The organism is Falsiroseomonas tokyonensis (assembly GCF_019024325.1).
Taxonomy (GTDB): Bacteria; Pseudomonadota; Alphaproteobacteria; order Acetobacterales; family Acetobacteraceae; genus Falsiroseomonas; species Falsiroseomonas tokyonensis.
Window position 1 is genome coordinate 60873 of the sequence record NZ_JAFNJS010000004.1, and the last position, 24609, is coordinate 85481.

Here is a 24609-nt window from a genome sequence, read left to right on the forward strand (position 1 = left end):
GCCCCTCAGCCGGCGTGCCCGACCTCGGCGAGAAAGGCCTCGACCAGCGCGTTGAAGGCGGCGGGCGCCTCGAAATAGGCGGAATGGGCGGCATCGGGGATCGGGGCGACGCGGGCGCCCGGGATCTCCGGTGCCATGGCCGTCAGGGCGAAGGGTGGGATCACCTGGTCCTGGCCGTTCGGGATGAACAGCACCGGGCATTTCGCCGCCGCGAGGTCGGCGGGCGGGCGGCGGCGCATCTCCCCCATCCGGGCGCGCAGCGCCTCCTTGTCCAGCCCGGCGCTCAGCCGGTCCAGCTGCGCATAAAGATGGTGCATCGCCGGCTGCCGCGCCGCCATGGCCGGGCCGGCGGCGGGGTGGATGTTTTGGGCCGCCATCGCGGTGCGGGCCTTGGCCGATTCGGCGTTCCAGTCCTCCAACCGCCCCCGCGCGGGCTCCGCCATCTGCCACGGGTCGAGCGAGCCGGTGGTCGCCGCCAGCACCAGCGCCGCCACGCGGCCGGGCCGGGCGAGCGCATATTCCACCCCGGTCCAGCCGCCCATGGACTGGCAGACCAGCGCGATGTCGCCGAGGCCGAGATGGTCCACCAGCGCCGCCAGGTCCGCCGCATAGTCGCGCGGATCCGGCCCGCCCGCCGGCGCGGTGGAGGGGAAGAAGCCGCGATGGGAGAAGGCGATGCAGGTGTAGCGCCGGGCAAAATGCGCCACCTGCTGGAACCAGGACAGGTAGCAGCCGCCCAGCCCATGCGCGAAGACGATCGGCGGCCCGCTGCCCGTCACCTCATAGGTTATGGTGCAATCGGGCCGTTCCAGCGTGCCAAGGCGCCGGGCGGGGGCGGTGAAGGTCATTTTTCGTACCGTTCCTGAAGGACGGCTCAGCCTACAGGGCGGGCCGCTCCGGGGAAGGCCCGCGCAAAAGTCTGACCGGTCACGGGCGCGCCCCAGCCGGTTTCCGGTTCCTCCTTGACCAGGCTGAAGCCGGCCGATTCATAAAGCCGCCGCGCTGCCTCCAGCCCCGCGAAGGTGGTCAGCCAGACCTCCTCCACCCCGCGCGCATCGGCGAAATCCAGCGCCGCCGCCAGCAGCCGCCGGCCGAGCCCGCCGCGCGCGGGCTCGGCCAGGATGAACCAGCGGATGCGGGCGCGCCGGCCCTCCCGCCCATCCAGCGCCAGGCCACCCTGCACCGAGCCCTGCCCATCCAGCGCCAGGAAAAGCCGGGAATCGGCGCGCGGCAGGCTGGCGGCGAAGGCGCCGAGCTCCGCCGCCACCTTGGCTTCGAAGGGCAGGCCGAAATTCCAGTGGCGGGCATACCACTCCGCCTGCAGCCCGATCAGCCGGGCGAGGCTGCCAGGGACCGGGTCCGTGGCGATGCGGAACACGGGTTCAGAACCGCTTCAGCAGCCGGTCGATATAGTCCAGCTCCTCCTGCGGCCGGGTCCGCTCCGCGCCGCGCTTGCGCAGTTCCTCCTGGATCCGGCGGGTGCGCAGCTGCTCGGCCTCGTCGGGCACGCGGGTGTCGCTGCCATTGTCCTGGGCGCCCGGGGCCTCGCGCGTGCGGCGGCCGAGCGGGTCGCGGCCGGCGCCCTGGCCCTGGGCATTCTCCTGACCGCCCTGCTGGCCGTCCTGGCCCTGGCCCTGGCCGAACATCTCGCCCTCGCCCTCGCCTTCCTCGCCCTCCTCGCCCGGCTCGCCCTGGCCGAACTGGCGCTGCATCTGCTGCGCCATCTGGCGGCCGCCTTCCTGCAATTCGCGGATCGCGGTCTGCTGGGCGTTGCGGGCATCGCGGCCCTCGGACAGTGCCTCCTGCGCCTCCCGCATCGCCTGGTCGGCGCGGCCGAGGGGGGCGGGGATTTCGCCGGCCAGGTCGCCGAATTGCTGCATCACCTCGCCCAACGCGCGGCGCAGAGCCCGCTGGGTGCGCGCCTCGCGCTCCGATTCGGTGCGCGCCTCGGCCTCGGCCTCGCTGCGCTGCTGCTGTTGCGGCTGCTGGTCCTGCGGGCGGGCCCAGGGGGCGCGGTTCTGCAGCTGTTGGGCGCGGCGCTCGGCCTCCTGCCGCTGCGCCTCGGCCTCGGCGCGCCTGTGGCCGCTGTCCAGCATGCCGGTCTGGCGGCGCACCATGTCCTGCACCACGCCCATCTGCTGCTGGCCGCGCTGGCGCTGCTGGCGGTTGCGCTCCTGCGCCTCGTTGCGGGCGGAGCGGCCTTCCTCCAGCGCGCGCAGCATTTCCTCCAGCTCCGCCAGCTCGCGCTCGGCATCCTGCGGGCGCTGCTGGCGGTTGGCCTCGCGCATGCGGTCGGTGCGGCGTTCCAGGTCGCGGCGGTCCATCAGGCGGTTCTGCGGATCGCTGGTCATGGATTCCGCGTTTTCCTGGCGCAGCCGCTCGGCCAGCGCCTCCAGGTGCCGGCGGACGGCGTCGCGCAGTTCCTGGATGCGGCGATCGGTCTCGGCGCGCTGCTCCTGCGCCTGCTGCTCCTGTTCCGGCGTGCGCTGCGCCTGCTGTTCCTGCTGCTCGCGCAGCTGCTGTTCCAGCGCCTCCCGCAGCTCGGCGCGGGCCTGTTCCAGGGCGCGGGCGGTGCGGTCGGCGCGGCCTTCCTCCAGCGCCAGCGCGGTTTCCCACAGCGTCTCCTGCACCTCACCCACCGCTTCCGGCCGATGGTCGCGGGTCAGGCGGTGGCGGCTGCTGCGCAGCGCCAGGAAGGTTGCGGTGTCATGCTCGAAGGCCTCGGGCTCGGCGGCCAGCCGGTCCAGCTCCGCCTGCGCCGCGGGACGCGCGGTGGGGTCCAGCGACAGGGCGCGGCGGATGGCCACAAGGGCCAGGGCCACGGGATGGCTGAAGGCGCGTTCCGGCAGGGTCAGCCGGGCGGTGGCGGAGCGCCCCTCCTGCCCCGCCGCATCCTGCGCCCGCAGCTGCACCTCCACCTCCAGCCCCGCCCAGGGATGGGCGGAAAGGTCGGGGGCCGACAGGCCCTGCGCCTCCCGCGGCTGGACCGAGGGCAGGTTGATCTCCAGGACATGCGCCGGGGCCTGGGGTCGGGCCACCAGGCGGAATTCCGCGGCCAGGCTGACCAGCCCCCAATCATCCTCGGCCCGCCAGGGCAGGCGCAGCGCCAGGCCGCGCGGGGCGCGGGCGGGCGCCTCGGTGAAGGCGGCAGTCGGCGGCTGGTCGGCCTGCACGGTCAGGGTCCAGCCCGCCACCTCGGCACCGTCGCGGCGGATCACCAGCCGCGCGCCCTGGTCGAGCCGCGCCTCCGCCGCCCAGGACCGGGCATCCAGCGCGCGGAAGGGCGAGACCTCCGGCCCCAGTTGCAGTTCCGGCGTGCCGCCGCGGCCGCCGGACAGTGCCACCTGCAGCGTGCTGCCCTGCGGCACCGTCAGGCTGCCGCCGGCGGCATCGAGGAAGATCGGCGCGGCGCCGGTATAGGCGGGCGGCGTGACCCAGGCCTCCAGCCGCAGGGCCGGGGCGGCGACGGTGACACCCAGCTGCGGCAGCAAAGCGCGGCGCAGCCGTTCCGGCGCCTCCGCCCCCGCCACCACCAGCGCGGCGCCGAGCGCGAGGCCGAGGCCGGTGCGCAGCGCGATCGGGTCCCGCCGCGCCAAGCCGGGACGCGGCAGCCCCACCTTCAGCGCGCGGATCGAGGACGCGGCCCGGCGCCGATGCGCCTGCCAGACCGCCAGCGCCAGCGGGTCATCCCCCGCCGGACGGTCCGCCAGCGCGGCGAGTGGCCGGTGCGCGAGGCCGGAGGCTGATTCGAGCCGCCGATCCGCCTCCTCCGCCCCTGGAACGGCCAGGCCCCGAAAACCGCGCCACGCCGCGTAGCCGATGGCCAGCGCGAAGCCGAAGGTCAGGAAGGGTCGCAGCCAGGGCGGCAGCAGCAGCGGCAGGCCGAGCAGCGCCACCAGCAGGAACAGTCCGAGCACGCCGAGCGGCGGCCAGAGGGCGGGCCAGAGAATTTCCCAGCCCAGCGCCAGCCGGGCCAGCCGCCGGCGCCGCGGCAGGGCGCGAAGCGGGGAAGCCTCGCGCCCGCCGCTCATGCCGCGAACCAGTCCGGCAGGCGCTGCCCGGCGAGCAGCGCGTCCTGCGTCTGGCGTTCGCGCACCACGGCGAAGCGGTCGTCCTCGACCAGGACTTCCGCGGCCAGGGGTCGGCTGTTGTAGGTGCTGCTCATCGCCGCGCCATAGGCTCCCGCATCCAGCAAGGCGACGAGGCTACCCGCATCGAGGCGCGGAAGGCCACGCTGACGTGCGAAGGTGTCACCGGATTCGCAGATGGGCCCGACCACGTCGGCCGGCGAGGGGACGGCGGTGAAATCGGCCGGCGCGACAGGGACGATGCCATGCCAGGCATCGTACATGGCGGGCCTCACAAGGTCGTTCATCGCGGCGTCCAGCACCACGAAGCGGCGCTCCGCGCCCTGCTTCTGCAGGATGACGGAGGCGAGCAGCACGCCGGCGGGGCCGGCGATCCAGCGGCCGGGCTCCACCATCAGCTGCACGCCGAGATTGCCGAGCGTCGCCTGGATGGCGCCGGCCAGCGCCGCCGGGCTGGGCGCCGGCTCGTCCCGATAGGGGATGCCCAGGCCGCCGCCGCAATCGACGCGCTCCACCGAGAGGCCCTGGGCGCGCAGGCTGCGGACCAGGTCGGCCAGGTGGCCATAGGCGACGCGGTAGGCGGAGAGGCCGGCGGTGATCTGGCTGCCGATATGCACGGCGACACCGATGGCCTGGATGCCCGGCAGGCCGGACATGCGGGCATAGAGGGCCGGGGCGTCGCCGATGGCGATGCCGAACTTGTTCTCCGACTTGCCGGTGGTGATCTTGGCGTGGGTCTTGGCGTCCACATCCGGGTTCACCCGCAGCGCCACGCGCGCGGTGCGGCCCATGGCCACGGCGACGGCGGAGATCATCTCGACCTCCTCCGCGCTCTCGGCGTTGATCTGCTGGATGTCCTCGGCCAGGGCCAGACGGATCTCGGCAAGGGTCTTGCCGACGCCGGAGAAGACGATGTGGTCGGCCGGGATGCCGGCGGCGCGGGCAGCGCGCAGCTCGCCCTCGCTGACCACGTCGGCGCCGGCGCCGGCCTGGCCCAGGGTGCGGAGCACGGCGAGGTTGGGGTTGGCCTTCACCGCGAAATGCACCTGCGCGCCAAGCCGGGCATCCTCCAGCGCGCCCTGCAGCGCGGCGAGGCGGCGGCGGAGCGTGGTGGCGGAATAGACCCAGCTGGGTGTGCCGGCGCTGGCTGCGATGCGCGCCAGCGGCACCTCCTCCATCATCAGCCCGGCCAGCGGGTCCATGCGGAGCTGCGGGCGGAGGGCGAGCAGCTCGGCAAAGCTGGGGTCGAGATCCGGGTGAAGCAGGGGAGCGGGTGCGGCCATGCCCCTATTCTGGGGGCACGGCCCGCACACGCCAAGCTTTGTTGCTTGTGAGTCTGCGGGCCGATTCAGACCTGCGGGCCCTGCGGCCCTCCGGTCATCGGACCGCTCAGTACCCCACGGTGAAGCGCCGGCGGGAATGGGCCGGGCGCTCCACCTCATCGGCCATGGCGATGGCATAGTCGGCGAAGGAGATGCGGCTGCCCTCCGGCCCGGTCAGCAGCTGGTCGCCGCCCAGGCGGAATTTCGCGGTGCGCGGGCCCACGAAGAAGTCCGCGGAGGGCGAGAGGAAGGTCCAGTCCAGCGCCGTCTCCTGCCGCAGGCGGGTGAGGAAGGCGGCGCCGGCGCTGGCCTCGGCGCGATAGGCCTCGGGGAAGCCGGGGGCGTCGAGCAGCTTGAGGCCGGGCGCCACCTCCAGGCTGCCGGCGCCGCCCACCACCAGGTAGCGCGGCACCCCGGCCTGGCGGACGGCGCCCAACAGCACCTCGACATCGCTGTCCAGGAACATGACCGCGCTGATGACGACTTCATGCCCGGCGAGCAGCGCGGCGAGGCCGGCCTGGTCCCGGACATCGCCCTGGCGGGCGGTGACGCCGGGCAGCGGGGCGATCCGCTCCGGATGCCGGGCGATGGCGGTGAGGCTGTGGCCGCGGGCGGCCAGCTCCTTCAGGATCTCGGACCCGGCGCGGCCGCTGGCCCCGATGATGGCGATCTTCACGGTCGATACTCCATAGCAGTTTCTGATGGAAACCAGATGCCCATTTCGCTATCTGCTGTGAAGAAGGCACTTGTTTCTCACTTGGTTACCGCACGGGAACCGCCATGACCGATATGCCGACCCCCAATGCCTATGCCGCGGACTGCCCCACCCGCGTGGTGCTGGACCGGATCGCCGACAAATGGGCGGTGCTGCTGCTGGGGCTGCTGGCGGACGGGCCGCTGCGTTTCAACGCGCTGCGCCGGCGGGTGCAGGGCCTGTCGCAGAAGGTGCTGTCGCAGACGCTGAAGGGGCTGGAGCGGGACGGGCTGGTGCGCCGCACCGCCTTCGCCACCGTGCCGGTGACGGTGGAATACGCCATCACCCCGCTCGGCGCGACGCTGGCCGAGCGGCTGGACCTGCTGCGCGACTGGGCCGAGCGGCACATCGCGGAGGTCCAGGCCGCCCAGGCGCGCTACGACACGGCGGCCTAGGGCCCTTACCCGGCCCTGCAGCTGGCCATGAAGCGGTCGAATTCCTCCTGATCCTTGGCGCGGCGCAGCTGGGCGAGGAAGTCGGCGAATTCGGCCTGCTGCGCATCCAGCGCCAGGCGCTCCTCCTCCAGCCGCCGCAGCACCGCCTCGCGGTGTTCGTCGAAGGCGGCATTGCCGGAGGAGGCGGGGGCGAAGGCGCCCTCCATCGCGGCGCGGGCGCGGTGCTTCAGGCGGCGGGCACCCCAGGGGGAAAACGAGCGGGGCGAGCAGAACATGGCGTGTCTCCAGGCGAAGAGGGTCAGAAGGGCGAGGCCGATCGGCCACCAGGCGATGAAGCCCGCGATCATGGCGGGCAGGCGCCAGCCGCGAAGCGCGCCCCGCGGCCAGGGCGCCCCGCCGCGCCAGCCGGCCTGCGGCAGTGCGGCGGGGGGGATCGGATGAAGAGCGGCGGACACGGGCGGCCTCTTTTGTGAATGTGACTGACATTCACATATCAAGCGCGACGCAACCCTTCAAGGGAAATATGTGACGGTCATTCACATCAACGCTTGCGCAGAAGCCGCGCCACCGCGTCGCCCAGCACCTGTTCCGGATCGGGCGCGCGGTTGCCCGGCCGGGGCATGCCCGCGCGTTCCAGCCCGGCCACCCCATGCGAGACTGCCCAGACCTGCAGGGCGAGCAGCCGCGCCTCGTCACGCGCCGCGCCTTCGGGCAATTGCCGGGCTATGGCGCCGACCAGGGCGCCGAAACTGTCCTCATTCGCCACGCCGGGCGGGGCGCGCCAGTCGAACATGGCGCCGTAGTAGCCCGGCTCCTCCCGCGCGAAGCCGAGATAGGCCGGGCCCATGGCGTTCAGGCCGCCGGCCTCGGCCGCCGTCTTCAGCCTGGCGCCGAACAGGGCGAAGCCGCGCCGGCACAGCTCGGCCAGCATCTCGTCCCGGTCCTTGAAGTGGCGATAGGGGGCGGAGGGGGAGACGCCGGCCAGCCGCGCCGCCTCGGCCAGGGTGAAGCCATAGGGGCCGCGCTCCGCCGTCAGCCGGCGGGCGGCCTCCAGCAGCGCCTCCCGTAGATTGCCGTGGTGGTAGCCGCGGCGGGCGGCGAGATTGGTGGGGGGCGATGTGTCGTCGTTTGACATTTCGCCCCTTTAGCCCTGCCTCAGCGGCTGGGATAGGCCCGCGGATAGGTGATCTGGTCCGGTGGGCCGGGTGGGCGGATGCCGCCGGCCCGGCCGCAGGCGGCCAGCGTGCCCGCCACCAGCAGCAGGGCGATGAACAGCCTCATGCGAGCTTCTCCTGCCATTCGGCCGCCATCGCCGCCACATTCGCCGGCGCCGTGCCGCCGAAGGAGGTGCGGGACCGAACCGAGGCATCCACCGTCAGCACGTCGAAGACGCCCTGGCTGATGCGCGGTTCCACCTGCTGCATCTGTGCCAGTGTCAGCCCGGCAAGGTCCACGCCCGCGGCTTCGGCCATCGCCACCAGCTTGCCGGTCACATGATGGGCGTCGCGGAAGGGCAGCTTCAGCTCCCGCACCAGCCAGTCGGCGAGGTCCGTCGCCGTGGAGAAGCCGGCGCCGGCGGCGACCTTCAGCCGCTCCGGCTGCGGAACCATGTCCCGCACCATGCCACCGGTGGCCGCCAGGCAGAGGGCCAGGGTCTCGGCGGCATCAAAAATGCCCTCCTTGTCCTCCTGCATGTCCTTGCCATAGGTCAGGGCCAGGCCCTTCAGCACGGTCAGCATGCCCACCAGCGCGCCGAAGACGCGCCCGGTCTTGCCGCGCACCAGCTCCGCCGCATCCGGGTTGCGCTTCTGGGGCATGATGGAGCTGCCGGTGGTGAAGGCGTCCGACAGCTTCACGAAGCCGAAATAGGGGTTGGTCCAGATCACCACCTCCTCCGCCAGGCGGGACAGGTGGGTGACGCACATGGCGCAGGCAAACAGGAACTCGGCGGCGAAGTCGCGGGAGGCGACGGCATCCAGGCTGTTGCGCATCGGGCCGTCGAAGCCGAGCGCCTTGGCCGTCATGTGCCGGTCGATCGGGAAGCCGGTGCCGCACAGCGCCGCGGCGCCGAGCGGGCTTTCGTTCAGGCGGCGGCGAGCATCGGCCAGCCGGCCGCGGTCGCGCGACAGCATCTCGACATAGGCCAGCAGGTGGTGGCCGAAGGTGGTGGGCTGGGCGGGCTGCAGGTGGGTGAAGCCGGGCATGACCGTGCCGGCATGTTCCGCGGCCCGCGCCACCAGGGCGCGCATCACATCGGCGATCTGCCGGTCCAGGCCATCGATCGCGTCGCGGGTCCAGAGGCGGACGTCCAGCGCCACCTGGTCGTTGCGGCTGCGCGCGGTGTGCAGGCGCTTGCCGGCCTCCCCGATGCGCTCGGTCAGCCGCGCCTCGATATTCATGTGGATGTCTTCCAGCGCGTCGCTAAAGACGAAGTTTTCCGATTCGATCTCGGCCGCGATATCGGCCAGGCCCTGGCGGATCGAAGCCTCGTCCTCGGCGCTGATGATCCCTACATGCTTCAGCATGGCGGCGTGGGCGAGACTCCCAAAGATGTCCTGGCGCCACATCTTGCGGTCGAAGCCGATGCTGGCATTGATCTCCCGCATGATGGCGGAGGGGCCCTCGGCATAGCGCCCGCCCCAGAGGTCGTTGCTCGCACGCTGTTCGGTCACGGAGGAGGTCTTTCGCAGGTGTCTTGGAAATCCGGCAGCCGCCGCACCCTTCTGGGGGCCGCAACCGGCGCGACCCTACTCGCCGCGACGGGGGGCCGCCAAGCGGCCGCGGCAAATGGCCTGCAAAGACTGACCGAGCACCCGGAGCCCCAGCCGCTGCCCGAGGGCCTGTCCTTCACCGATGCCGAGGGCAAGCCCTTCGGCTTCGAGGGGTTTCGCGGCAAGGCCCTGGTGGTGAATTTCTGGGCCACCTGGTGCCCCCCCTGCGTGGCCGAGATGCCGGCACTGGACCGGCTGCACGGCATGGTGGCCCGCGACGGGATCGAGGTGCTGGCGCTGTCCAACGACCGCGGCGGCCGCGCCCAGGTGGAGCCCTTCTACCAGCGCACCAACCTCCGCCGCCTGGCCATCTGGCTGGACCCGCGCGGCGCCACCGGACGGGCGCTGTCCGTGCGGGTGCTGCCCACCACCCTCATCATCGACCGGCGGGGCCTTGAAGTGGCCCGGCTGATGGGCGAGGCCGAGTGGGACCAGCCGGAGGTGGTGGCCGCCATCCGCCGGTTGACCCGGACACCGGCCAGCGCCGAAACCAGCACCCGCACCTGAGACAGGACTCCTCCGCCATGACCGATTTCGAAACCCGGCTCGACAAGCTGGCGGCGCTGGCCGTGCGGGTCGGGCTGAACCTGCAGCCGGGGCAGGAGCTGGTGATGACCAGCCCGGTGGAGGCCCTGCCCCTGGTCCGCCGCATCGCTGTGCATGCCTACCAGGCCGGCGCCACGCTGGTGACGCCGCTGATCGGCGATGACGAGGTGGCGCTGGCCCGCTACCGCCACGCCGCGCCCGAGGCCTTCGATGTCGCCCCCGGCTGGCTGTTCGAGGGCATGGCGCAGGCCTTTCGCGGCAATGCCGCGCGCCTGGCCGTGGTCGGCGAGAGCCCGACCCTGCTGGCTGGCCAGGACCCGGAGAAGGTGGCGCGGTCCAACCGGGCCCGTTCCATCGCCTATCGCCCGGCGCTGGAGCTGATCACCAGCTTCGCCATCAACTGGAACCTGGTCCCCGCCTCCACCCCCGGCTGGGCGAAGGAAGTGTTTCCGGGCATGCCGGAGGCCGAGGCGGTGGCCAAGCTGTGGGATGCGATCTTCGCGGCCTGCCGCGTCGATGTGGCAGACCCTGTGGCCGAATGGGCCGCCCACAACGCCCGCCTGCACGCCCGGACGACGTATCTGAACAACAAGGACTATCTCGAGCTGCGCTATCGCGGGCCGGGCACCGACCTGACCCTCGGGCTGGCCGATGGCCACCTATGGGCCGGCGGGGCGGAGCCGGCGAAGAACGGCATCACCTGCAACCCGAACATCCCGACCGAGGAGGTCTTCACCACGCCGCACCGCCTGCGCGTGCACGGCACGGTCCGCTCTACAAAGCCGCTGGCCTATGCCGGCACGCTGATCGAGGACATCGTGGTGCGCTTCGAGGAAGGCCGCATCGTCGAGGCGCATGCCTCCAAGGGCGAAGAGGTCCTCCGCAAGGTGCTGGAAACGGATGAGGGCGCGGCGCGGCTGGGCGAGGTGGCGCTGGTGCCGCATTCCTCGCCCATCAGCGCCAGCGGGCTGCTGTTCCGCAACACGCTGTTCGACGAGAACGCGGCGAGCCACATCGCCCTCGGCCAGGCCTATACCACCTGCCTGCGCGATGCCGCCGGCGTGCCGATGGACCGGCTGGCGGAACGCGGCGCCAATGCCTCCCTCATCCATATCGACTGGATGATCGGCAGCGGGCAGCTGGACGTGGATGGCGTGACCAAGGACGGCGCGGTGGAGCCGCTGATGCGGGCCGGCGAGTTCGTCGCCGTCTAGGCGGGGCGGTCTGACCAGCAAATCCCCGCGACGAGCGTTACGCGGAGAAAATATGCCGTAGCGTCCCGGTGCCGGCGGCGGTCACAGCCGCTGGCCCAAAAACCGGGATGAAACGCCATGAGACAGATATCGCGCCGCGGCCTGTTTGGTGCCGCCTGCTTAGCCTGCGGCACCGGCCACCTGGCCGCAACGCCCGTTCAGGCGCAAGGCTGGTCGCCCCCCGCCGCCGCGCAGCGCTGCCCCAGCCGCTGGGGGCCGAATGACCGCCGCGGCTCGATGAACCTGATGACGCCGGCGCGCGCGCAATCCGCCTCCAGCCTGATCCGCACGGGCGAAATGGTGGAGCTCGGCCATGTGCTGGCGCCGACCATGCCCTTCTTCGGCACCAGGCGCTTCGACCTGCACACCAAGCGCACCTTCATGAACCCGGAGGGCAATCGCCGCGGCTCGAACGAGGAGATTGTCATCACCGAGATCGGCCAGGTCGGCACCCAGCTCGATGCCTTCCCGCACCAGACCATCGGCGACCAGGTGTACAACTGCGTGGACCTGCCCGGCATCACCGGCCGGTCCGGCTTCACCGAGATGGGCGTGCACACCATCGGCACCATCTTCACCCGCGGCGTGCTGATCGACGTCGCCGGCGCCAAGGGCGTGCCGGTGCTGGGCGACGATTACGAGATCACCGTGGCGGATCTGGAGGAGGCGCTGCGCCGCCAGAACACGCAGCTGGCGGAAGGCGATGCGGTGCTGATCCATACCGGCTGGGGCACGCTCTGGGGCCGCGACAATCCGCGCTATGTGCGCAGTTGCCCGGGGATCGGCGTGGCGGCGGCGGAATGGCTGATTGCGCGCAACCCGATCCTGATGGGGGCGGACAATTGGCCGGTGGAATGCGCGCCCTCCAAGACCCTGCCCGATGCCTCGCTGCCCGTGCACCAGCTGGCGCTCGTGGTGCATGGCGTGCATCTGCTGGAGAATGTGAAGCTGGATGAGCTCGCACGCCGACCGGAACGGCAATTCGCCTTCCTGCTGCAGCCGCTGAAGGTGCAGGGCGGCTCCGGCAGCACGGTGGCGCCCACCGCCATCCTCTGAAGCCCCCGCGGCCCGCCGCCCCTGCGGCGGCGGGCCATACGGGTCAGGTCTCCGTGCCGCCATTCACCTGCAGCATCTGGCCATTGATGAAGCCGCCATCCGCCGAGACCAGCAGCCGCACCGCCGCCGCCACTTCCCGCGGCTGGCCCATGCGGCCGACCGGCACGCGCGCCACCATCTTCTGGCGGTACTCTGAGGGATTGTCGTCCTCGTCATCCGCCGCGATCGGCCCCGGCGAGATGGCATTCACCGTGATGCCCTTCGGCCCGAATTCCTTGCCCAGCGACTTGGTCAGCCCCCAGAGCCCATGCTTGGAGACCGAGACCGGCGCACGCCCGGCATAGCCGTGGATGGCATTCATGCCCGTGAAATTCACGATCCGGCCCCAGCCGCGCTCCAGCATCCCCGGCAGGCAGGCCTGGGACAGCCAGATGGCCGCTTCCAGGTCCACCGACATCACCCGGCGCCAATCCTCCGCCGTCGTCTCCAGGAAGGGCTTGGCGGGGCGCAGCGCCGCGTTGTTCACCAGCACGTCCACCGCGCCGAATTCCCCCAGCGCCGCGGCGGCGATGCGGCCGCAGGCGGCGGGGTCGCCGACATCGCCCATGGCGACCAGCGCCTGCACGCCCAGCGCCTTCGCCTCGGCCGCCACGGATTCAGCCGCCGCCCGGTCGGAGGAGCCGTTGATGACGACGTTGAAGCCGTCACCGGCCAAGGCGAGCGCCACGGCGCGGCCGATATTGCGGCCCGCGCCCGTGATCAGGGCGGTCTTGCGGTCACTCATGCGTCGCGTTTCCTCATGCGGCCCGCCGGATGAAATCGGCGCAGCGTTCGCCCACCATCAAGGCGGCGGGTTGGATGTTGGGGGATGGGATCAGCGGGAAGACGCTGGCATCCGCCACGCGCAGCCCCGTCACGCCGCGCACCCGCAATTCGGGGTCGAGCACTGCGCGACTGTCCGTGCCCATGCGCGCCGTGCCGCAGGGGTGGAAGACCGTGCCAGCCGTGGCGCGGATGTTTTCCTCCAACGCCGCGTCGCTGTTGCCCTGCGGGCCAGGGCGCAGTTCTTCCTCGATGAGCCCGGCGAAAGGCGCGCTGGCGGCGATGCGCTGTGACAGGCGCGCGGCGCCGAGCATCACTCGCAAATCATTCGGATGGTCCAGGTAGTTCGGCCGGATCACCGGCTTGTCCGCGGGATCGGGCGAGGCGAGCGTCAGCCAGCCGCGGCTGTCCGGCCGGCAGGGGCCGTAGTTCCACATCACCCCGGGAAAGGGATGCAGCCCCTTGCTGTAGTCAAAGGTCGAAAAATTCACGAAGAGGATCTGCGCCTCGGCCTCCTCCGCCCCCGGCGTGATGCGGGCGAAGGCCGTCGCCTCCCCCGCCCCGATCGCCAGCGGCCCTGACCGGCGCAGCAGCCAGTCCAACCCCATGGCGCCCTTGCGCAGGTTGCTGCCGAGGATCTCGTTCAGCGTGCCGCAGGGCTTCGTCCGGAAGATGAATTTGGAGATCAGGTGGTCCTGCAGGTTGCGGCCGACATCGGGGCTGTGCGCGACGCTCGCGATGCCGAGCTCCGCCAGCGCCTCCGCATCGCCGATGCCTGACAGCATCAGCAGTTTGGGCGATTCGATCGCCCCGGCGCTCAGCACGATTTCCCGCGACGCACGGAACACGCCCTGCGCGGTCTGCACGCCAACCGCGCGACCCTCCTCGAAGAGGATCCGCTGCACCGTGATGCCGGTCTCCACCCGCAGATTCGGCCGCCGCATCGCGGGGTGCAGATAGGTGCGGGCGGAGGAAGACCGAAAACCGTTGCCGACATTCAGCTGGATCGGCCCGGCGCCCTCGATCGGCCCACCCGCATTCACATCACCGAAGCGCGGAAGGCCCGCGGCCACGCAGGCATCGACAAAAGCCTTGGCCGCCGGCGCCAGGCGCTTCGGCTCGCTGACGCGGATCGGGCCATCGGTCCCGCGCGTCTCCGAGGGCGGCCCCTCCCAGCGTTCCAACCGGCGAAAAAAGGGCTGCACATCCGCATGCGCCCAGCCGCGCGCGCCGGATTGCGCCCAGCGGTCATAGTCATTCGGGCTGCCGCGAAGGAAGACCAGGCCATTGACCGAGCCCGAGCCACCCAGCACGCGGCCGCGGGGCCAATGGATGGACCGCCCGGCCAAGGCCGCCTCCGGCTCCGTCATGAAGCGGGGGTCGTAGCGGCCGGTGCCGTAGAGCTTGGCATAGCCCATCGGCAGGCGGATCCAGGGGTCGCGGTCCGGCGGCCCGGCCTCCAGCAGCAGCACGCGGCAGCCGGGATCCTCCGACAGCCGCGCCGCCACGACGCAGCCGGCCGATCCGCCGCCGATCACGATGATGTCCGCCACGCCGTTCGGCGTCATGAACCGCTCCCTGTCCCTTTCACCAGCCTCGCCCCGCCAGCCCTTGGCCGCAAGGCCACCCGGCCCACGCATCCGTGAAAAGAGATGTCCTCCACGTGAACAATCTGCCACGAAGCTGACCCGATTATAACGCCACAACCCAGGCGGGCATTTCGGCCCGCAGGAGCGACTCGGATGGTGAAGCGGATCGGGACGGAGGACGGGGATACCCTGCTCGGGGGCACCGCGTCAGACCAGCTTTACGGGCGTTCGGGCGATGACCGCCTGGATGGCCGCGCCGGCAATGACAGCCTGTTCGGCGAAACCGGCAATGACACGCTGATCGGCGGCACGGGCAACGACACGGCGGATGGCGGCGACGGCAATGACGAGGTGTTCGGCGGTGACGGCAACGACAGCCTCATCGGCAACCTTGGGAACGACCTGCTCTCGGGCGGCAGCGGCAACGACACATTGCGGGATGATGTCGGAAACGACACGTTGGACGGCGGCGATGGCAATGATTCGATCCGCAGCGGCCAGGGCAATGACTCGATTCTGGGCGGCAACGGCAATGACCGCGCCTATGGCGGCGTGGACAACGACACGATCGACGGCGGCGCCGGGCAGGACCTGCTCTACGGCGAGGATGGCGACGACCTGATCCTCGGCGGCACGGGCAACGACACCGTCTATGGCGGCAATGACGACGACACGCTGCTCGGCGGTGCGGGCAACGACATCCTGTATGGCGGCAACAGCTCGGACGAACTGACCGGCGGCAGCGGCAACGACACCATGCTGGGCGGCGAGGGCGACGACACCTTCTACTTCGCCCGCGGCTCCGGCCGCGACCAGATCCGCGACTTCGAAGTGAACAACGACAGCTTCAAGATCGAAGGCGTCCCCGGCGTGGATGACTTCTCCGACCTGCGCATCACGAACAATTCGGCCGGCACCGCGGCGCTGGTCAGCTGGGGCAGCGGCGCCGATGCCGCCACCGTCTCGCTCGGTGGCGTCAAGGCCGCAAGCCTGTCGAGCGACGACTTCTCCTTCGGCTGAAGGATATCGGGGAAGGGGCGCGAGCCCCTTCCCTTCCCGCTTACGGCTCCAGCTTCACCCCGGTGCGCGCCACCACCTGCTGGAATTTTGTCAGCTCCGAGCGGAAGAAGGCGGTGGCATCGGCCGGGCTGTTGGGCCGCGTCCAGGGCGCCACGCCCGCCGTCAGCAGCCTCTCCCGCAGCTGCGCCTGGCCCAGCGCCTCCCGGATCGCGGCATTGAGCTGCGCCACCACCGGCTGCGGCAGGCCGGGCGGGCCGATCACGGCGAACCAGTTCTCCAGGTCGAAGCCGGGCAGCGCCGTTTCGTTCAGCGTGGGGATATCGGGGAAGGCGGGAAACCGCTCCATCCCCGTCACCGCGATGCCGCGCACGCGCCCGTCCCGCACCTGGCCGGCGGCGGAGGCCAGCACCGCCACCCCCCACTGCGTCTCCGCCTTGGCGATGCTCTCGACCATCAGCCCGCCGGAGCGATAGGGCACATGCGGGAAGCGCCCGCCGAGGCCCATGGCATGGGCGAACATCTCGCCCGAGAGATGCGGCATGGAGGCAACGCCGGAGGAGGCGAAGGGCAGCTGCTCCGCCACCCCCTCCCGCATCCGCGCCACCATCTGCTGCGGCGTGCGCACGGGCATCTCCGGCTGCGCCACGAGGATCATCGGCCCGCTGCCGACAATGGCGATATGGGTATAGTCCGCGATCGGGTCGTAGCGCGTGCCGCCGACGATGGCCGCCGGCGCGAGGGCGTGGGACGAGGCCTCCACCAGCATCAGCACATGGCCATCCGGTGTCTGCCGGCGCAGCCAGTCGCTGGCGATGATGCCGGCCGCACCCGGACGATTCTCCACCACCACGCGCCCATTCGGCCCCAGCGCCGGCCCCAGCCGGTCTGCCAGCAGGCGGGAGGTGATGTCGGTGGAGCCACCCGGGGCGAAGCCGACCGCGAGGGTGATGGTCCGGTCCGGAAAGGCCCAGGCCGGTGGCGCCAGACCGGCGGCGAGCCCCGCCGCCAGAACCATGCCGAGCAAGCTGCGTCGCGACATCCCTTGTTCCTCCCAGGCTTTGTTGCGGACAGCCTCGCCCCGGCCGGGCGCCAGCGCAACCGTCACATGACCAAATGCAACGGCGCGCAGGCCATCGTTGCGGTCCTGTCCGCATCCTGCCAGTTTCGGCACACCCCGATCGGAAAGGATCAAGGCATGCGTGGTGGGATGATGGCGGCTTGCGCCCTGGTGGCAGTTGGTATGGCGGGCAGTGCCCTGGCGCAGGATGTGATCGCGGATCGCCGCGCCGGGCTGCGTGGCCTGGGCCAGGGGATGGAGGCGGTGGCCGCCGCCGTGCAGTCGCGCGGCGATACGCGCGCCCTGGTGCCGCGGATCGAGGCGATGTCCGCCTTCATCCAGACCCTGCCGAACCTGGTGCCCACCGCCAGCTTGACGCCGCCGCAGCCGCAGGGCACCAACCCCGGCCAGACCCGTGCGCTGGCGGCCATCGATGCCGATCGCGCCGGCTTCCAGACCCGCGCCACCGCCATGGTCGCGGCTTTCGCCACGCTGAAGACGGCGGCCGAATCGGGCAGCATTTCGCCCGACCTGCTGCGCAGCACCGGCGGCACCTGCGGCGCCTGCCACCAGCAGTTCCGGGCCCGCTGATGGCCAAAGCCCTCTCCCCCCGACGGGGGGAGAGGGTTGGGTGAGGGGGGCCGTCTCAGGCCTTCGCCGCTGCCCCCTTCTACCCGAAGGCGCTGGCGCTGCCCTGGGCCGAGCCCCAGTTCACAAGCGCCCAGACCGCCGCGGCCGCCACGGCCAGCAGCGCGGCCGCCAGCCAGTTGCTGCCCATCCGCGGTACCGGCCCGCGATAGACCACGGGCAGCCGCAGCGCGCCGGTGATCATCGGCCCCACCAGATTCTGCTTGCGCACCAGGCGATACAGCACGATCGCCAGGATATGCAGCACCGCCGCGCCGACGATCACCCAGAACACCCGCAGATGGATCGAGGTCGCCAGGGCACTCGTCGAGGTATCGACCGCGCGCGCCAGCGGCCCCCGCGTGAAGATCTCGTCGTCGGCAAAAAGCCCGCTGCCCGCCTGGGCCAGCAGCAGGCCGAGCAGCACCAGCACCATCCAGCCGCCGGCCGCATTGTGCCCGATCTCGACGGCCGCCTGGCGCCGCCGGAAATGGCCGAGATGCCGCAGCGCCTCCAGCGGCGAGGACAGGAAATTCCGGAAGCGCGCGGTATGGCTGCCGACGAAACCCCAGGCGATGCGGAAGATCAGCAGCGTCAACATGGTGTAGCCGGAGAGCACATGCAGGTCGAAGCGATGCGTCTCGGCCGACCACCAGGAGAGCGGGATCAGCAGGACGATGCTCCAATGCACCAGGCGGATCCAGGGATCCCAGACCTTCAGGCGGCGGGTGCCCGGCAAGGGGGTGGCTTCGCGGGCCATCGGGTCTCCTCGGGGTGGCAACGACCCGGCTTAGGCCGGCGCGGCGCGCCGCCGCAAGTTTCGGAAGGTGACGCGGCATGATGGCCCAGGCGCTGCAGGCGCTGCTGGCCTTGGTCCTCGCCGCCGGGCTGGCGCTGGCCGGGCGCCGCTGGCCGCGGCTCGGCGTGCTGGCCGTGGGGGCGGGGGTGCTGGCGGGATGGCTGTGGCTGTTCGGCGGGCTGTCGGCCTCCCCCCGCCAATTGCCGGAAAGGCTGCCGCCGCTGGCGCTGGCGATGCTTCTGGTGGCGGCGCTCAGCCTGCGGCGATGGGTGCCGGAATGGCTGCTGGGGGGGCTCGGTGCCCTCGGCACCGGCTGGTGGATGGGCGGCGCGCCGCGCAACCTGGCGGACCTGGCGCAGGCGGCGCCGTTGATCGTCGCAGTCGCGCTCTACGCCGTGCTGGCACTGCGGCTGCGCGGCGGTCGCGCCATGCTGGCGGCGGCGCTGCTCTGGGCCGGGCTGGCGCTGGCCGGGCCGCCGGGGCCGGCGGCGCTGCTGGCGCTGGTGCTGCTGGGCGCGAGCCTCGGCGCGCTGGCGGGGCCACGTCCCGGCCTGGCGGGCGCCCTGCCCTTCGCGGCCGCGCTGGCGGCGCTGGCCGCCCTGCCGGTGCTGGCGCGCGGCGCGGCGCTGGATTGGGGCCTTGCCCTGCTGCCGCTGGCCGCCCTGCTGCCATGGCCCCACCGCTTGACCCTGCGCCGCCCCCGCCGATAGCTTTGCGCGGCGGAGCAAGCCGCATCCGGGCCCGCGGGCAGGGTTCAACCCACTTGCCGCGTCCGCCTCCCGCCAAACCTTTGTGCCGCCGTCCTTGCGGGCCTTCGGCGATCCTGTGCACGGAGGTTCCGCATGCCCATCCTGCCCGAGCGGGTGAATCTCGACCATCTGCGGAAACAGGCCAAGGCCCTGCTGCGCGCGCTCCGCGCCGGCGATCCCGAAGCCATCGCCCGCTTCCAGCGCGCCTTGCCCGCCGCCGCCGGCCTGTCGGCCGAGGCCATCGCCGCCCTCGGCCTGCGGCTGCATGACGCCCAATCCTGCCTCGCCCGCGACCACGGGTTTTCCAGCTGGGCCGAGCTGAAAAGCTACGCCGAGGCGCAGGGCGAAGCGCGCCAGCGCCAGTGGCTGGAGCGCGTCTATGCCGGGGACGTCACCGGCAGCCGCAGCCCGGCGCGGCCGGCGGTGGCCGCGCGCATGCTGGCGGAGATGCCCGATCTGGTCGCGGGCGATCCTTGGCTCGCCTGCGCCATCGGCGATGCGGCGGCGCTGCGCCGGGCAATCGCGGCGGATCCCGGTTGGGTGAACCGCCCGGGCGGGCCGCTACGCCTGCCGCCGCTGGTCGCCGTGACCCATTCCAGCCTGCTGCGCCGGCCCGCCTTCGCCGCGGCGCTGCGCAATGCCGCGCGGCTGCTGCTGGCCGCCGGCGCGGACCCGAACCAGCGCATCGGCAACCGCTCTCCACCCGCCTCCCTCACTGCGCCGGATGAGTCGCAGCCGCTTTCGGCGCTCCATGGCGCGGCGGGGCAGAACCGGGATCCGGGGATGACGCGGCTGCTGCTGGAAGCGGGCGCCGATCCGGATGACGGCGAATCGCTGTACCATTCCCTCGAAAGCCCGGACTGCACGCGGCTTCTGCTGGCGCATGGCGCGCGCATCGCCGGCACCAATGCCATCTACCGCGCCCTCGACCTGGACGATCCGCGGCCGCTGGAATTGCTGCTCGCTGCCGGCGGCGATGCGCGGGAGCCGGCGCCGAACCCGCCACTCTCCGACTACGGCACGCCGCTGCTCTGGGCGATCCGCCGCCGCCGGTCGCCGCGCCATGTCACGGCGCTGCTGGCAGCCGGCGCCGATCCGCAGGGCCGCACCGCCGCCGGCGTCAGCGCCTACCGCCTGGCGCTGCAATTCGGCCTGCCGGAGGTCGCCGCCCTGCTGGCGCAGCGCGGCGCGGCGGAGCCGCTGTCGGAGGAGGAGACTTTCCTCGCCGCCTGCGCCGGCGCCGACGCCGGAGCGGCCCGCGCCCTCGCGGCCCGCCGCCCGGACCTGCCGGCTTCGCTGACCCCGCAGCAGCTGCGCCTGCTGCCGGACCTGGCCGCGGAGGGGGCGGCGGACGCGGTGCGGCTGATTGTGGCGCTGGGCTGGCCCATCGCCGTGCCGGGCGGGGATTGGCACGCCTCCGCGCTGAACCTCGCCGTGTTCCGCGGCGATGCGGCGCTGGCGCGCTTCCTGCTGGCGCATGGCGCGCATTGGACGGAGCGGCACGGCCATGGCGACGATGTCCGCGGCACCCTCGCCTGGGCTTCCGTCAATGAGCCCGTCCCCGGCGGCGACTGGATCGGCTGCGCCGAGGCACTGCGCGACCACGGGCTGCCGCCGGGCCAGCGCGACCCCGCGGCGCCCGGGGTGGTGATCTTCGACGGAAAGCGCCGCCTTTTCGCGGAGGAAGTGGCGGAGGTGCTGGTGGCGGAGGACTGACTCAGCCGGCGAGAAAATCCCGCACCAGCGCCGCCGTTTCATCCGGGTCGGAGGCGGCGACGTGGTAGCTGTCATTCTCCACCACCACGAGGCGGGAGCCGGCGATGCGCTCCTGCCAGGCGCGCACTTCCTCCACCGAGCCAAGCCCGCTGCCGGTGGTCGTCACCACCAGCGTCGGCGCGCGGATGCGGTCCACTTCCGCCGTCACGTCCACGCTCGGCACCATCTGCAGAAAACCCTGCAGGGTGGAGGCGGCGGTGCGGCCCATCATCTGCGTCCACCAGGCCAGCGCCGCGGGCGACATCCGCGTGCCCATGCGTCCGGCATTGGAGGCCGCGACCCAGGCCGGCACGCCTTCCGCGGCGATCTGCGCCCGCCAGCCCGGCGTGCGCCCGGCCATATTGGTCAGCGAGGCCGGGCCGCCCAGCACCGCCAGCTTCTCCACCAGCTCCGGATGCCGCGCCGCGACGGCCAGCGCGATGGTGCCGCCAATCTTGCCGCCCACCAGATGCACGCGCGCCACGCCGAGATGGCCGATCAGCGCCACCACATCCGCCACCAGCTGGTCAAAGCGCCAGGGATGGTCCTCGGGCATCGGCGTCGATCCGCCATAGCCGCGCAGGTCCAGCCGCACCACGCGCGCCTGCCGCGCCAAGGCGGGGACGAAGGCGCGAAACGCCTCGCCGCTTTCGGCCAGGCCGTGCAGCAGCAGCACGGTCGGCGCGGGCACCCAGGGGTCGGTGAAGTCATCGACCGTGTAGTGCAGGGTCACGCCGGGCGAGACCTCGAAATGGGGCATGGTGCGTCGCCTCTCAGATGCAGCGGGTGCCGCCGCCGTCGATGTCGATGTTCGTGCCGGTGATGAAGCCGGCGCGGTCGGAGCAGAGGAAGGCCACCAGGCCGGAAACCTCCTCCGCCGTGCCCAGCCGTCCCAGCGCGACGGAGGCGATGGCCGCCGCATTCTCCGCCGCCGGGTCCCGCCCGCTGCCGGCGGCGCCCTGCGCCACCAGCGCATCCCAGCGCGGCGTCGCGATGGGTCCCGGATTCACCCCCACCACCAGCACATTGTCCGGCGCGCAATCCTGCGCCAGCGCATGGGTGAAGCTGAGCAGCGAGGCATTCACGCTGGAGCCCACGATATAGGTCGCGCGCGGCTGGTGGCCGGAGCGGCCGATGATGTTGATCACCCGCCCCCAGCGCCGCGCCCGCATCGCCGGCACCAGCAGCCGGGCGCAGCGCATATAGCCCATCAGCTTCAGCTCGATGGATTTGCGCCAGGTGGCGTCGTCGCTTTCGGCGATGCGGCCCATCGGCGTGGCGCCGGCATTGTTCACCAGGATGTCGATGGCGCCGAGCGCGTCCTGCGCCTGCGCCACCGCTGCCTCCAGCGCCGCGGCATCCACCAGGTCCACCGCGATGGGCAGGGTGCGGCTGCCGGTCTCGGCCTGGATGGCGGCGGCGGCCTCGGCCAGGCGGTCGGCGCCGCGCGCCAGCATGGCCACCGCCACGCCCTCCGCCGCCAGTTCGCGCGCGATGGCGCGGCCGATGCCCATGGAGGCGCCGGTGACCAGCGCCGTCCTTCCCCTCAGGCCCAATTCCATCGCATGCCCTTCCCGTTTCCCCGGCGTGTCACTGGCGGGCGGCGCGGAGGGGTGTCAACCGGGCCCGGCTTGCGGAAGCTGGGGCGGGACCCAAAATCCGCAGAAGATGCCGATCCTGAAGACCGCCCTCCTCCTCTTCGCCCTGTTCTTCCTGCTGCCGCTCGGCATCTCCGCCGCAATCCACCACTGGAACGGCATCGGCCCAGGCTGGCAGGTGGCGGATCGCAGCAGCGCCGGGCTGCTGCCGCCGGCATCCCAGAAGCCGGAGGCGGTGGTGCGCATCTTCGCCGCCCCCACGGTGCGCTGGCGCGGCATCTTCGCGGTCCATAGCTGGCTGGTCATCAAGCCGGAGGGCGCGGATGCCTATACCCGCTACGACTATACCGCCTGGGGCGACCCCATCCGGGTGAACGGCTTCGCGGCTGATGGCCGCTGGTTCGGCCGGGCGCCGCAGTTGGTCTTCGCGGCGGATGGGCCGGAGGCGGCGGCGATGATCCCGCGCATGCAGGCGGCCATCGCGGATTATGCCTGGCGCAACCGCGGCGACTACCGGGTCTGGCCCGGCCCCAATTCCAATACCTTCGTCGCCGCGGTGATGGAGGCGGTGCCGGGGCTGCCGGCGGCGCTGCCGCCGAATGCCATCGGCAAGGACTACCCGCATGACGGGCGCTGGCTGCGGCTCACCGGGTCCGGCACCGGCATCCGCCTGACGCTCGGCGGCTATGCCGGGCTGACGCTGGGCTGGGTCGAGGGGATCGAGGTGAATATCCTGGGCGCTGTCGCCGGGCTGGACCTGCGGCGGCCGGCGCTGAAGCTGCCCGGCCTGGGCCGCCTCGGGCTGGACCCGATGCCGGAGGCCGCCGCCGCCCTGCCCTGAACGCGGCGGATCAGCGCCCGCCGGTGAATTTACTCGCGCATTGAACGAACCGCGGCGCCCGGACGTTGTCACCGGGATGCTTGCGCGTCCGGCCGCCCGCCTTCGGGCTGCCGCCGCCGTGGCAGGGGCTTCGACTCCACTTCCGAAGGAAGGAAACGATGATGCGCCTTGTGGCAACAGCGGCACTGCTGGGCCTGATGGGGGCCGCAATGGGCTCCGCCCCGGGCCTCGCCCAGGGGTATTCCCAAGGACGGGGCGGCCCGGACCGCGAGCCCAGCGTCACCGATCATGTACAGACCGTCTCGGACCTCGCCGCCGTCTGCGACCCCGATGTGCGCGGCATGCGGCGCTTCGAGGCGATCGCCTATTGCCAGGGCTTCCTGACCGGCGCCGGCCAGTACCATGCGCTGCTCTACCCCGCCGGCGGCCCGGCGCGGCCGCTGTTCTGCGTGCCGACGCCCGGCCCCAGCGTCGCCGAGACGGGCATCGGCTTCGCCGCCTGGGCCCGCGGCAATCCGCGCTACGCGAACGAGCCGGCACTGGATGGCTTCCTGCGCTATGCACAGGAACAGTTCCCCTGCCCGCCGGCCCGGCCGATGCGCAACCGCCCGTCCCGCTGAGCGAAAGGAAACTCGTCATGCGCGCCCTGCGCCCCCTTCAAAGCCTTAAGCTCGTCCTCCCCCTGATCGCCGGCCTCGGCCTGTCCGCCTGCGGCGATCTCAACCAGACCCAGCAGCGGGTCGCCACCGGCGCGCTGGGCGGCGGCGCCGTCGGCGGCGTGCTCGGCTCCTTCAGCGGCAATGCGGGGCTCGGCGCCCTGCTGGGTGCCGGTGTCGGCGGTGCCGGCGGCTACCTGTATGACCAGTCGCAGCCGCGCTACGACGACCGCCGCGGCGACGGCCGCGGCTACCGCGGCGGCTATCGCGACCGCTATCGCGGCGACGGCTACCGCCGCTGATCCCCTTGCCAGAGGGGGCGAGGGGCGGCAAAGGCCCCTCGCCCCGATCCTGGCAGGTCCTGTGCGATATTTCCTGCTTCTCTCGACACTGCTGGTCCCACCCGCCCTGGCGCAGCCCGGGCCGGGCGAGCTGGCCCTGCCGCTCGGCCAGGCCTGCATCTCCTCCCCCTTTGGCGAAAGGCGTGATGCCGGGCCCCGCGCCTCTCGCCAGCATCGCGGCCTGGACATGCCGGCACCGGCCGGCGCCTGGGTGACGGCGGCCGCCGCCGGCCAGGTGGTCGCGGTGCGCCGGCGCGGCGCGGCGGGGCTGGAGGTGGAGATCCGCCACGAGGGCGGCTTCGCCACCCGCTACGCCCATCTCGGCAGCGTCGCCCCGGCCATCGCCAGCGGCCGCCGCCGTGTGGCGCGCGGCGAAAGGCTCGGCCGCATCGGCCGCAGCGGCATCACCTACGGCACGCATCTGCATTTCGAACTGGTGGTGCGCGGCCAGCCGGTCGATCCCGCGCCCTTCCTGACGATCGCGCCCTGCGGCTGAACCGGCGGCGGAACCATCCGGCCCTCGGCGGCGAAGCGCCAATGGCCCGCCTTTGCGGGACAGGACGGGGTGGG

The 24609-nt window shown here is 72.2% G+C and carries 27 protein-coding genes; 12 read left to right on the plus strand and 15 right to left on the minus strand.

From position 1 onward, the window contains the following. Nucleotides 1–5: 5 nt before the first annotated feature. The 5 genes from J3S20_RS14020 to J3S20_RS14040 all read right to left on the minus strand — a co-directional run bounded on the left by J3S20_RS14020 (nt 6) and on the right by J3S20_RS14040 (nt 6086). Nucleotides 6–848, minus strand: a complete 843-nt coding sequence (locus tag J3S20_RS14020; RefSeq protein WP_216837125.1) for an alpha/beta fold hydrolase — start codon at nt 846–848, stop codon at nt 6–8. A 26-nt stretch (nt 849–874) separates the two neighbouring features. After that, nucleotides 875–1378 carry a GNAT family N-acetyltransferase gene (locus J3S20_RS30250; RefSeq protein WP_216837126.1) on the minus strand — a complete coding sequence of 168 codons (504 nt, stop codon included), beginning with the start codon at nt 1376–1378 and terminating at the stop codon, nt 875–877. A 4-nt stretch (nt 1379–1382) separates the two neighbouring features. Next, nucleotides 1383–4031, minus strand: a complete 2649-nt coding sequence (locus tag J3S20_RS14030; RefSeq protein WP_216837127.1) for a DUF4175 domain-containing protein — start codon at nt 4029–4031, stop codon at nt 1383–1385. Then, nucleotides 4028–5371, minus strand: coding sequence for a diaminopimelate decarboxylase (gene lysA / locus J3S20_RS14035; RefSeq protein ID WP_216837128.1), 1344 nt, complete (start codon nt 5369–5371; stop codon nt 4028–4030). Before lysA ends, J3S20_RS14030 begins: the two co-directional genes overlap by 4 nt. A 106-nt stretch (nt 5372–5477) precedes the next feature. Then, nucleotides 5478–6086 carry an NAD(P)-dependent oxidoreductase gene (locus J3S20_RS14040; protein ID WP_216837129.1) on the minus strand — a complete coding sequence of 203 codons (609 nt, stop codon included), beginning with the start codon at nt 6084–6086 and terminating at the stop codon, nt 5478–5480. Nucleotides 6087–6190: 104 nt separating this feature from the next. Between J3S20_RS14040 and J3S20_RS14045 the strand changes: the two genes are divergently transcribed. Beyond that, on the plus strand, nt 6191–6559 hold the full coding sequence (locus tag J3S20_RS14045; RefSeq protein ID WP_246602828.1) for a winged helix-turn-helix transcriptional regulator: 369 nt from the start codon (nt 6191–6193) through the stop codon (nt 6557–6559). A 5-nt stretch (nt 6560–6564) separates the two neighbouring features. On the opposite strand, the gene J3S20_RS14050 is transcribed toward J3S20_RS14045, so the two are convergent. The 4 genes from J3S20_RS14050 to argH all read right to left on the minus strand — a co-directional run bounded on the left by J3S20_RS14050 (nt 6565) and on the right by argH (nt 9231). Continuing rightward, nucleotides 6565–7014 (minus strand): DUF2852 domain-containing protein, encoded by a 450-nt coding sequence (locus tag J3S20_RS14050; RefSeq protein ID WP_216837130.1) that lies wholly within the window; start codon nt 7012–7014, stop codon nt 6565–6567. Between the two features lie 86 nt (nt 7015–7100). Continuing rightward, nucleotides 7101–7694 (minus strand): TetR/AcrR family transcriptional regulator, encoded by a 594-nt coding sequence (locus J3S20_RS14055; RefSeq protein ID WP_216837131.1) that lies wholly within the window; start codon nt 7692–7694, stop codon nt 7101–7103. A gap of 20 nt (nt 7695–7714) precedes the next feature. Further along, nucleotides 7715–7840, minus strand: coding sequence for a hypothetical protein (locus J3S20_RS30835; protein ID WP_281419527.1), 126 nt, complete (start codon nt 7838–7840; stop codon nt 7715–7717). Further along, the gene (gene argH / locus J3S20_RS14060) at nt 7837–9231 is read right to left on the minus strand and encodes an argininosuccinate lyase (protein ID WP_343215222.1); all 1395 of its coding nucleotides are present in this window, start codon (nt 9229–9231) and stop codon (nt 7837–7839) included. The genes J3S20_RS30835 and argH overlap by 4 nt, the downstream gene beginning before the upstream one ends. Nucleotides 9232–9249: 18 nt before the next feature. Here argH and J3S20_RS14065 point away from each other — a divergent pair, with 18 nt between their 5' ends. The 3 genes from J3S20_RS14065 to J3S20_RS14075 all read left to right on the plus strand — a co-directional run bounded on the left by J3S20_RS14065 (nt 9250) and on the right by J3S20_RS14075 (nt 12185). Then, nucleotides 9250–9837: a TlpA disulfide reductase family protein gene (locus J3S20_RS14065; protein ID WP_343215223.1), complete on the plus strand. Its 588-nt coding sequence runs from the start codon at nt 9250–9252 to the stop codon at nt 9835–9837. Between the two features lie 17 nt (nt 9838–9854). Then, nucleotides 9855–11090 (plus strand): aminopeptidase, encoded by a 1236-nt coding sequence (locus J3S20_RS14070; protein ID WP_216837132.1) that lies wholly within the window; start codon nt 9855–9857, stop codon nt 11088–11090. 117 nt (nt 11091–11207) lie between these two features. After that, nucleotides 11208–12185 (plus strand): cyclase family protein, encoded by a 978-nt coding sequence (locus J3S20_RS14075; RefSeq protein WP_216837133.1) that lies wholly within the window; start codon nt 11208–11210, stop codon nt 12183–12185. 43 nt (nt 12186–12228) lie between these two features. Here J3S20_RS14075 and J3S20_RS14080 read toward each other — a convergent pair whose 3' ends face one another. Then, entirely contained in the window at nt 12229–12969 is a 741-nt protein-coding gene (locus J3S20_RS14080) for an SDR family NAD(P)-dependent oxidoreductase (protein WP_216837134.1), read from the minus strand. Between the two features lie 13 nt (nt 12970–12982). Next, the gene (locus J3S20_RS14085) at nt 12983–14575 is read right to left on the minus strand and encodes a GMC family oxidoreductase (RefSeq protein WP_216837135.1); all 1593 of its coding nucleotides are present in this window, start codon (nt 14573–14575) and stop codon (nt 12983–12985) included. A 174-nt stretch (nt 14576–14749) separates the two neighbouring features. Here J3S20_RS14085 and J3S20_RS14090 point away from each other — a divergent pair, with 174 nt between their 5' ends. Next, nucleotides 14750–15616, plus strand: a complete 867-nt coding sequence (locus tag J3S20_RS14090; protein WP_216837136.1) for a calcium-binding protein — start codon at nt 14750–14752, stop codon at nt 15614–15616. Between the two features lie 40 nt (nt 15617–15656). Here the strand turns inward: J3S20_RS14090 and J3S20_RS14095 are convergent, their stop codons facing one another. Next, entirely contained in the window at nt 15657–16655 is a 999-nt protein-coding gene (locus J3S20_RS14095) for a Bug family tripartite tricarboxylate transporter substrate binding protein (RefSeq protein ID WP_216837137.1), read from the minus strand. A 156-nt stretch (nt 16656–16811) separates the two neighbouring features. Here J3S20_RS14095 and J3S20_RS14100 point away from each other — a divergent pair, with 156 nt between their 5' ends. Beyond that, nucleotides 16812–17264 carry a cytochrome c gene (locus tag J3S20_RS14100; RefSeq protein ID WP_216837138.1) on the plus strand — a complete coding sequence of 151 codons (453 nt, stop codon included), beginning with the start codon at nt 16812–16814 and terminating at the stop codon, nt 17262–17264. A gap of 79 nt (nt 17265–17343) precedes the next feature. On the opposite strand, the gene J3S20_RS14105 is transcribed toward J3S20_RS14100, so the two are convergent. Further along, on the minus strand, nt 17344–18060 hold the full coding sequence (locus J3S20_RS14105; RefSeq protein ID WP_216837139.1) for a cytochrome b/b6 domain-containing protein: 717 nt from the start codon (nt 18058–18060) through the stop codon (nt 17344–17346). Nucleotides 18061–18137: 77 nt separating this feature from the next. Here J3S20_RS14105 and J3S20_RS14110 point away from each other — a divergent pair, with 77 nt between their 5' ends. Both J3S20_RS14110 and J3S20_RS14115 read left to right on the plus strand, forming a co-directional pair. Continuing rightward, on the plus strand, nt 18138–18809 hold the full coding sequence (locus tag J3S20_RS14110) for a hypothetical protein (RefSeq protein ID WP_216837140.1): 672 nt from the start codon (nt 18138–18140) through the stop codon (nt 18807–18809). Nucleotides 18810–18941: 132 nt separating this feature from the next. After that, nucleotides 18942–20564, plus strand: a complete 1623-nt coding sequence (locus J3S20_RS14115; protein ID WP_216837141.1) for an ankyrin repeat domain-containing protein — start codon at nt 18942–18944, stop codon at nt 20562–20564. Between the two features lies 1 nt (nt 20565). On the opposite strand, the gene J3S20_RS14120 is transcribed toward J3S20_RS14115, so the two are convergent. Together J3S20_RS14120 and J3S20_RS14125 are read right to left on the minus strand one after the other, a co-directional pair. After that, nucleotides 20566–21363: an alpha/beta fold hydrolase gene (locus J3S20_RS14120; RefSeq protein ID WP_216837142.1), complete on the minus strand. Its 798-nt coding sequence runs from the start codon at nt 21361–21363 to the stop codon at nt 20566–20568. A 13-nt stretch (nt 21364–21376) separates the two neighbouring features. Beyond that, nucleotides 21377–22165: an SDR family NAD(P)-dependent oxidoreductase gene (locus J3S20_RS14125; RefSeq protein ID WP_216837143.1), complete on the minus strand. Its 789-nt coding sequence runs from the start codon at nt 22163–22165 to the stop codon at nt 21377–21379. A gap of 106 nt (nt 22166–22271) precedes the next feature. Here J3S20_RS14125 and J3S20_RS14130 point away from each other — a divergent pair, with 106 nt between their 5' ends. The 4 genes from J3S20_RS14130 (at nt 22272) to J3S20_RS30840 (ending at nt 24535) form a co-directional block, all read left to right on the plus strand. Continuing rightward, nucleotides 22272–23042 carry a DUF3750 domain-containing protein gene (locus J3S20_RS14130; protein ID WP_216837144.1) on the plus strand — a complete coding sequence of 257 codons (771 nt, stop codon included), beginning with the start codon at nt 22272–22274 and terminating at the stop codon, nt 23040–23042. Nucleotides 23043–23200: 158 nt separating this feature from the next. Further along, entirely contained in the window at nt 23201–23662 is a 462-nt protein-coding gene (locus J3S20_RS14135) for a Rap1a/Tai family immunity protein (protein WP_216837145.1), read from the plus strand. Nucleotides 23663–23679: 17 nt separating this feature from the next. Beyond that, nucleotides 23680–24000, plus strand: coding sequence for a glycine zipper domain-containing protein (locus tag J3S20_RS14140; protein ID WP_216837146.1), 321 nt, complete (start codon nt 23680–23682; stop codon nt 23998–24000). Nucleotides 24001–24061: 61 nt separating this feature from the next. Continuing rightward, nucleotides 24062–24535, plus strand: a complete 474-nt coding sequence (locus tag J3S20_RS30840; RefSeq protein WP_216837147.1) for a M23 family metallopeptidase — start codon at nt 24062–24064, stop codon at nt 24533–24535. Nucleotides 24536–24609: the final 74 nt, after the last annotated feature.

What these genes read in the sequence shown, in the direction of transcription:
- J3S20_RS14020 (WP_216837125.1), bottom strand. Translation starts at nt 848, where the DNA reads ATGACCTTCACCGCCCCCGCCCGGCGCCTTGGCACGCTGGAACGGCCC.
- J3S20_RS14030 (WP_216837127.1), bottom strand. Translation starts at nt 4,031, where the DNA reads ATGAGCGGCGGGCGCGAGGCTTCCCCGCTTCGCGCCCTGCCGCGGCGC.
- lysA (WP_216837128.1), bottom strand. Translation starts at nt 5,371, where the DNA reads ATGGCCGCACCCGCTCCCCTGCTTCACCCGGATCTCGACCCCAGCTTT.
- J3S20_RS14045 (WP_246602828.1), top strand. Translation starts at nt 6,191, where the DNA reads ATGACCGATATGCCGACCCCCAATGCCTATGCCGCGGACTGCCCCACC.
- J3S20_RS14055 (WP_216837131.1), bottom strand. Translation starts at nt 7,694, where the DNA reads ATGTCAAACGACGACACATCGCCCCCCACCAATCTCGCCGCCCGCCGC.
- J3S20_RS30835 (WP_281419527.1), bottom strand. Translation starts at nt 7,840, where the DNA reads ATGAGGCTGTTCATCGCCCTGCTGCTGGTGGCGGGCACGCTGGCCGCC.
- J3S20_RS14070 (WP_216837132.1), top strand. Translation starts at nt 9,855, where the DNA reads ATGACCGATTTCGAAACCCGGCTCGACAAGCTGGCGGCGCTGGCCGTG.
- J3S20_RS14075 (WP_216837133.1), top strand. Translation starts at nt 11,208, where the DNA reads ATGAGACAGATATCGCGCCGCGGCCTGTTTGGTGCCGCCTGCTTAGCC.
- J3S20_RS14080 (WP_216837134.1), bottom strand. Translation starts at nt 12,969, where the DNA reads ATGAGTGACCGCAAGACCGCCCTGATCACGGGCGCGGGCCGCAATATC.
- J3S20_RS14085 (WP_216837135.1), bottom strand. Translation starts at nt 14,575, where the DNA reads ATGACGCCGAACGGCGTGGCGGACATCATCGTGATCGGCGGCGGATCG.
- J3S20_RS14090 (WP_216837136.1), top strand. Translation starts at nt 14,750, where the DNA reads ATGGTGAAGCGGATCGGGACGGAGGACGGGGATACCCTGCTCGGGGGC.
- J3S20_RS14095 (WP_216837137.1), bottom strand. Translation starts at nt 16,655, where the DNA reads ATGTCGCGACGCAGCTTGCTCGGCATGGTTCTGGCGGCGGGGCTCGCC.
- J3S20_RS14100 (WP_216837138.1), top strand. Translation starts at nt 16,812, where the DNA reads ATGCGTGGTGGGATGATGGCGGCTTGCGCCCTGGTGGCAGTTGGTATG.
- J3S20_RS14105 (WP_216837139.1), bottom strand. Translation starts at nt 18,060, where the DNA reads ATGGCCCGCGAAGCCACCCCCTTGCCGGGCACCCGCCGCCTGAAGGTC.
- J3S20_RS14110 (WP_216837140.1), top strand. Translation starts at nt 18,138, where the DNA reads ATGATGGCCCAGGCGCTGCAGGCGCTGCTGGCCTTGGTCCTCGCCGCC.
- J3S20_RS14115 (WP_216837141.1), top strand. Translation starts at nt 18,942, where the DNA reads ATGCCCATCCTGCCCGAGCGGGTGAATCTCGACCATCTGCGGAAACAG.
- J3S20_RS14120 (WP_216837142.1), bottom strand. Translation starts at nt 21,363, where the DNA reads ATGCCCCATTTCGAGGTCTCGCCCGGCGTGACCCTGCACTACACGGTC.
- J3S20_RS14125 (WP_216837143.1), bottom strand. Translation starts at nt 22,165, where the DNA reads ATGGAATTGGGCCTGAGGGGAAGGACGGCGCTGGTCACCGGCGCCTCC.
- J3S20_RS14130 (WP_216837144.1), top strand. Translation starts at nt 22,272, where the DNA reads ATGCCGATCCTGAAGACCGCCCTCCTCCTCTTCGCCCTGTTCTTCCTG.
- J3S20_RS14135 (WP_216837145.1), top strand. Translation starts at nt 23,201, where the DNA reads ATGATGCGCCTTGTGGCAACAGCGGCACTGCTGGGCCTGATGGGGGCC.
- J3S20_RS14140 (WP_216837146.1), top strand. Translation starts at nt 23,680, where the DNA reads ATGCGCGCCCTGCGCCCCCTTCAAAGCCTTAAGCTCGTCCTCCCCCTG.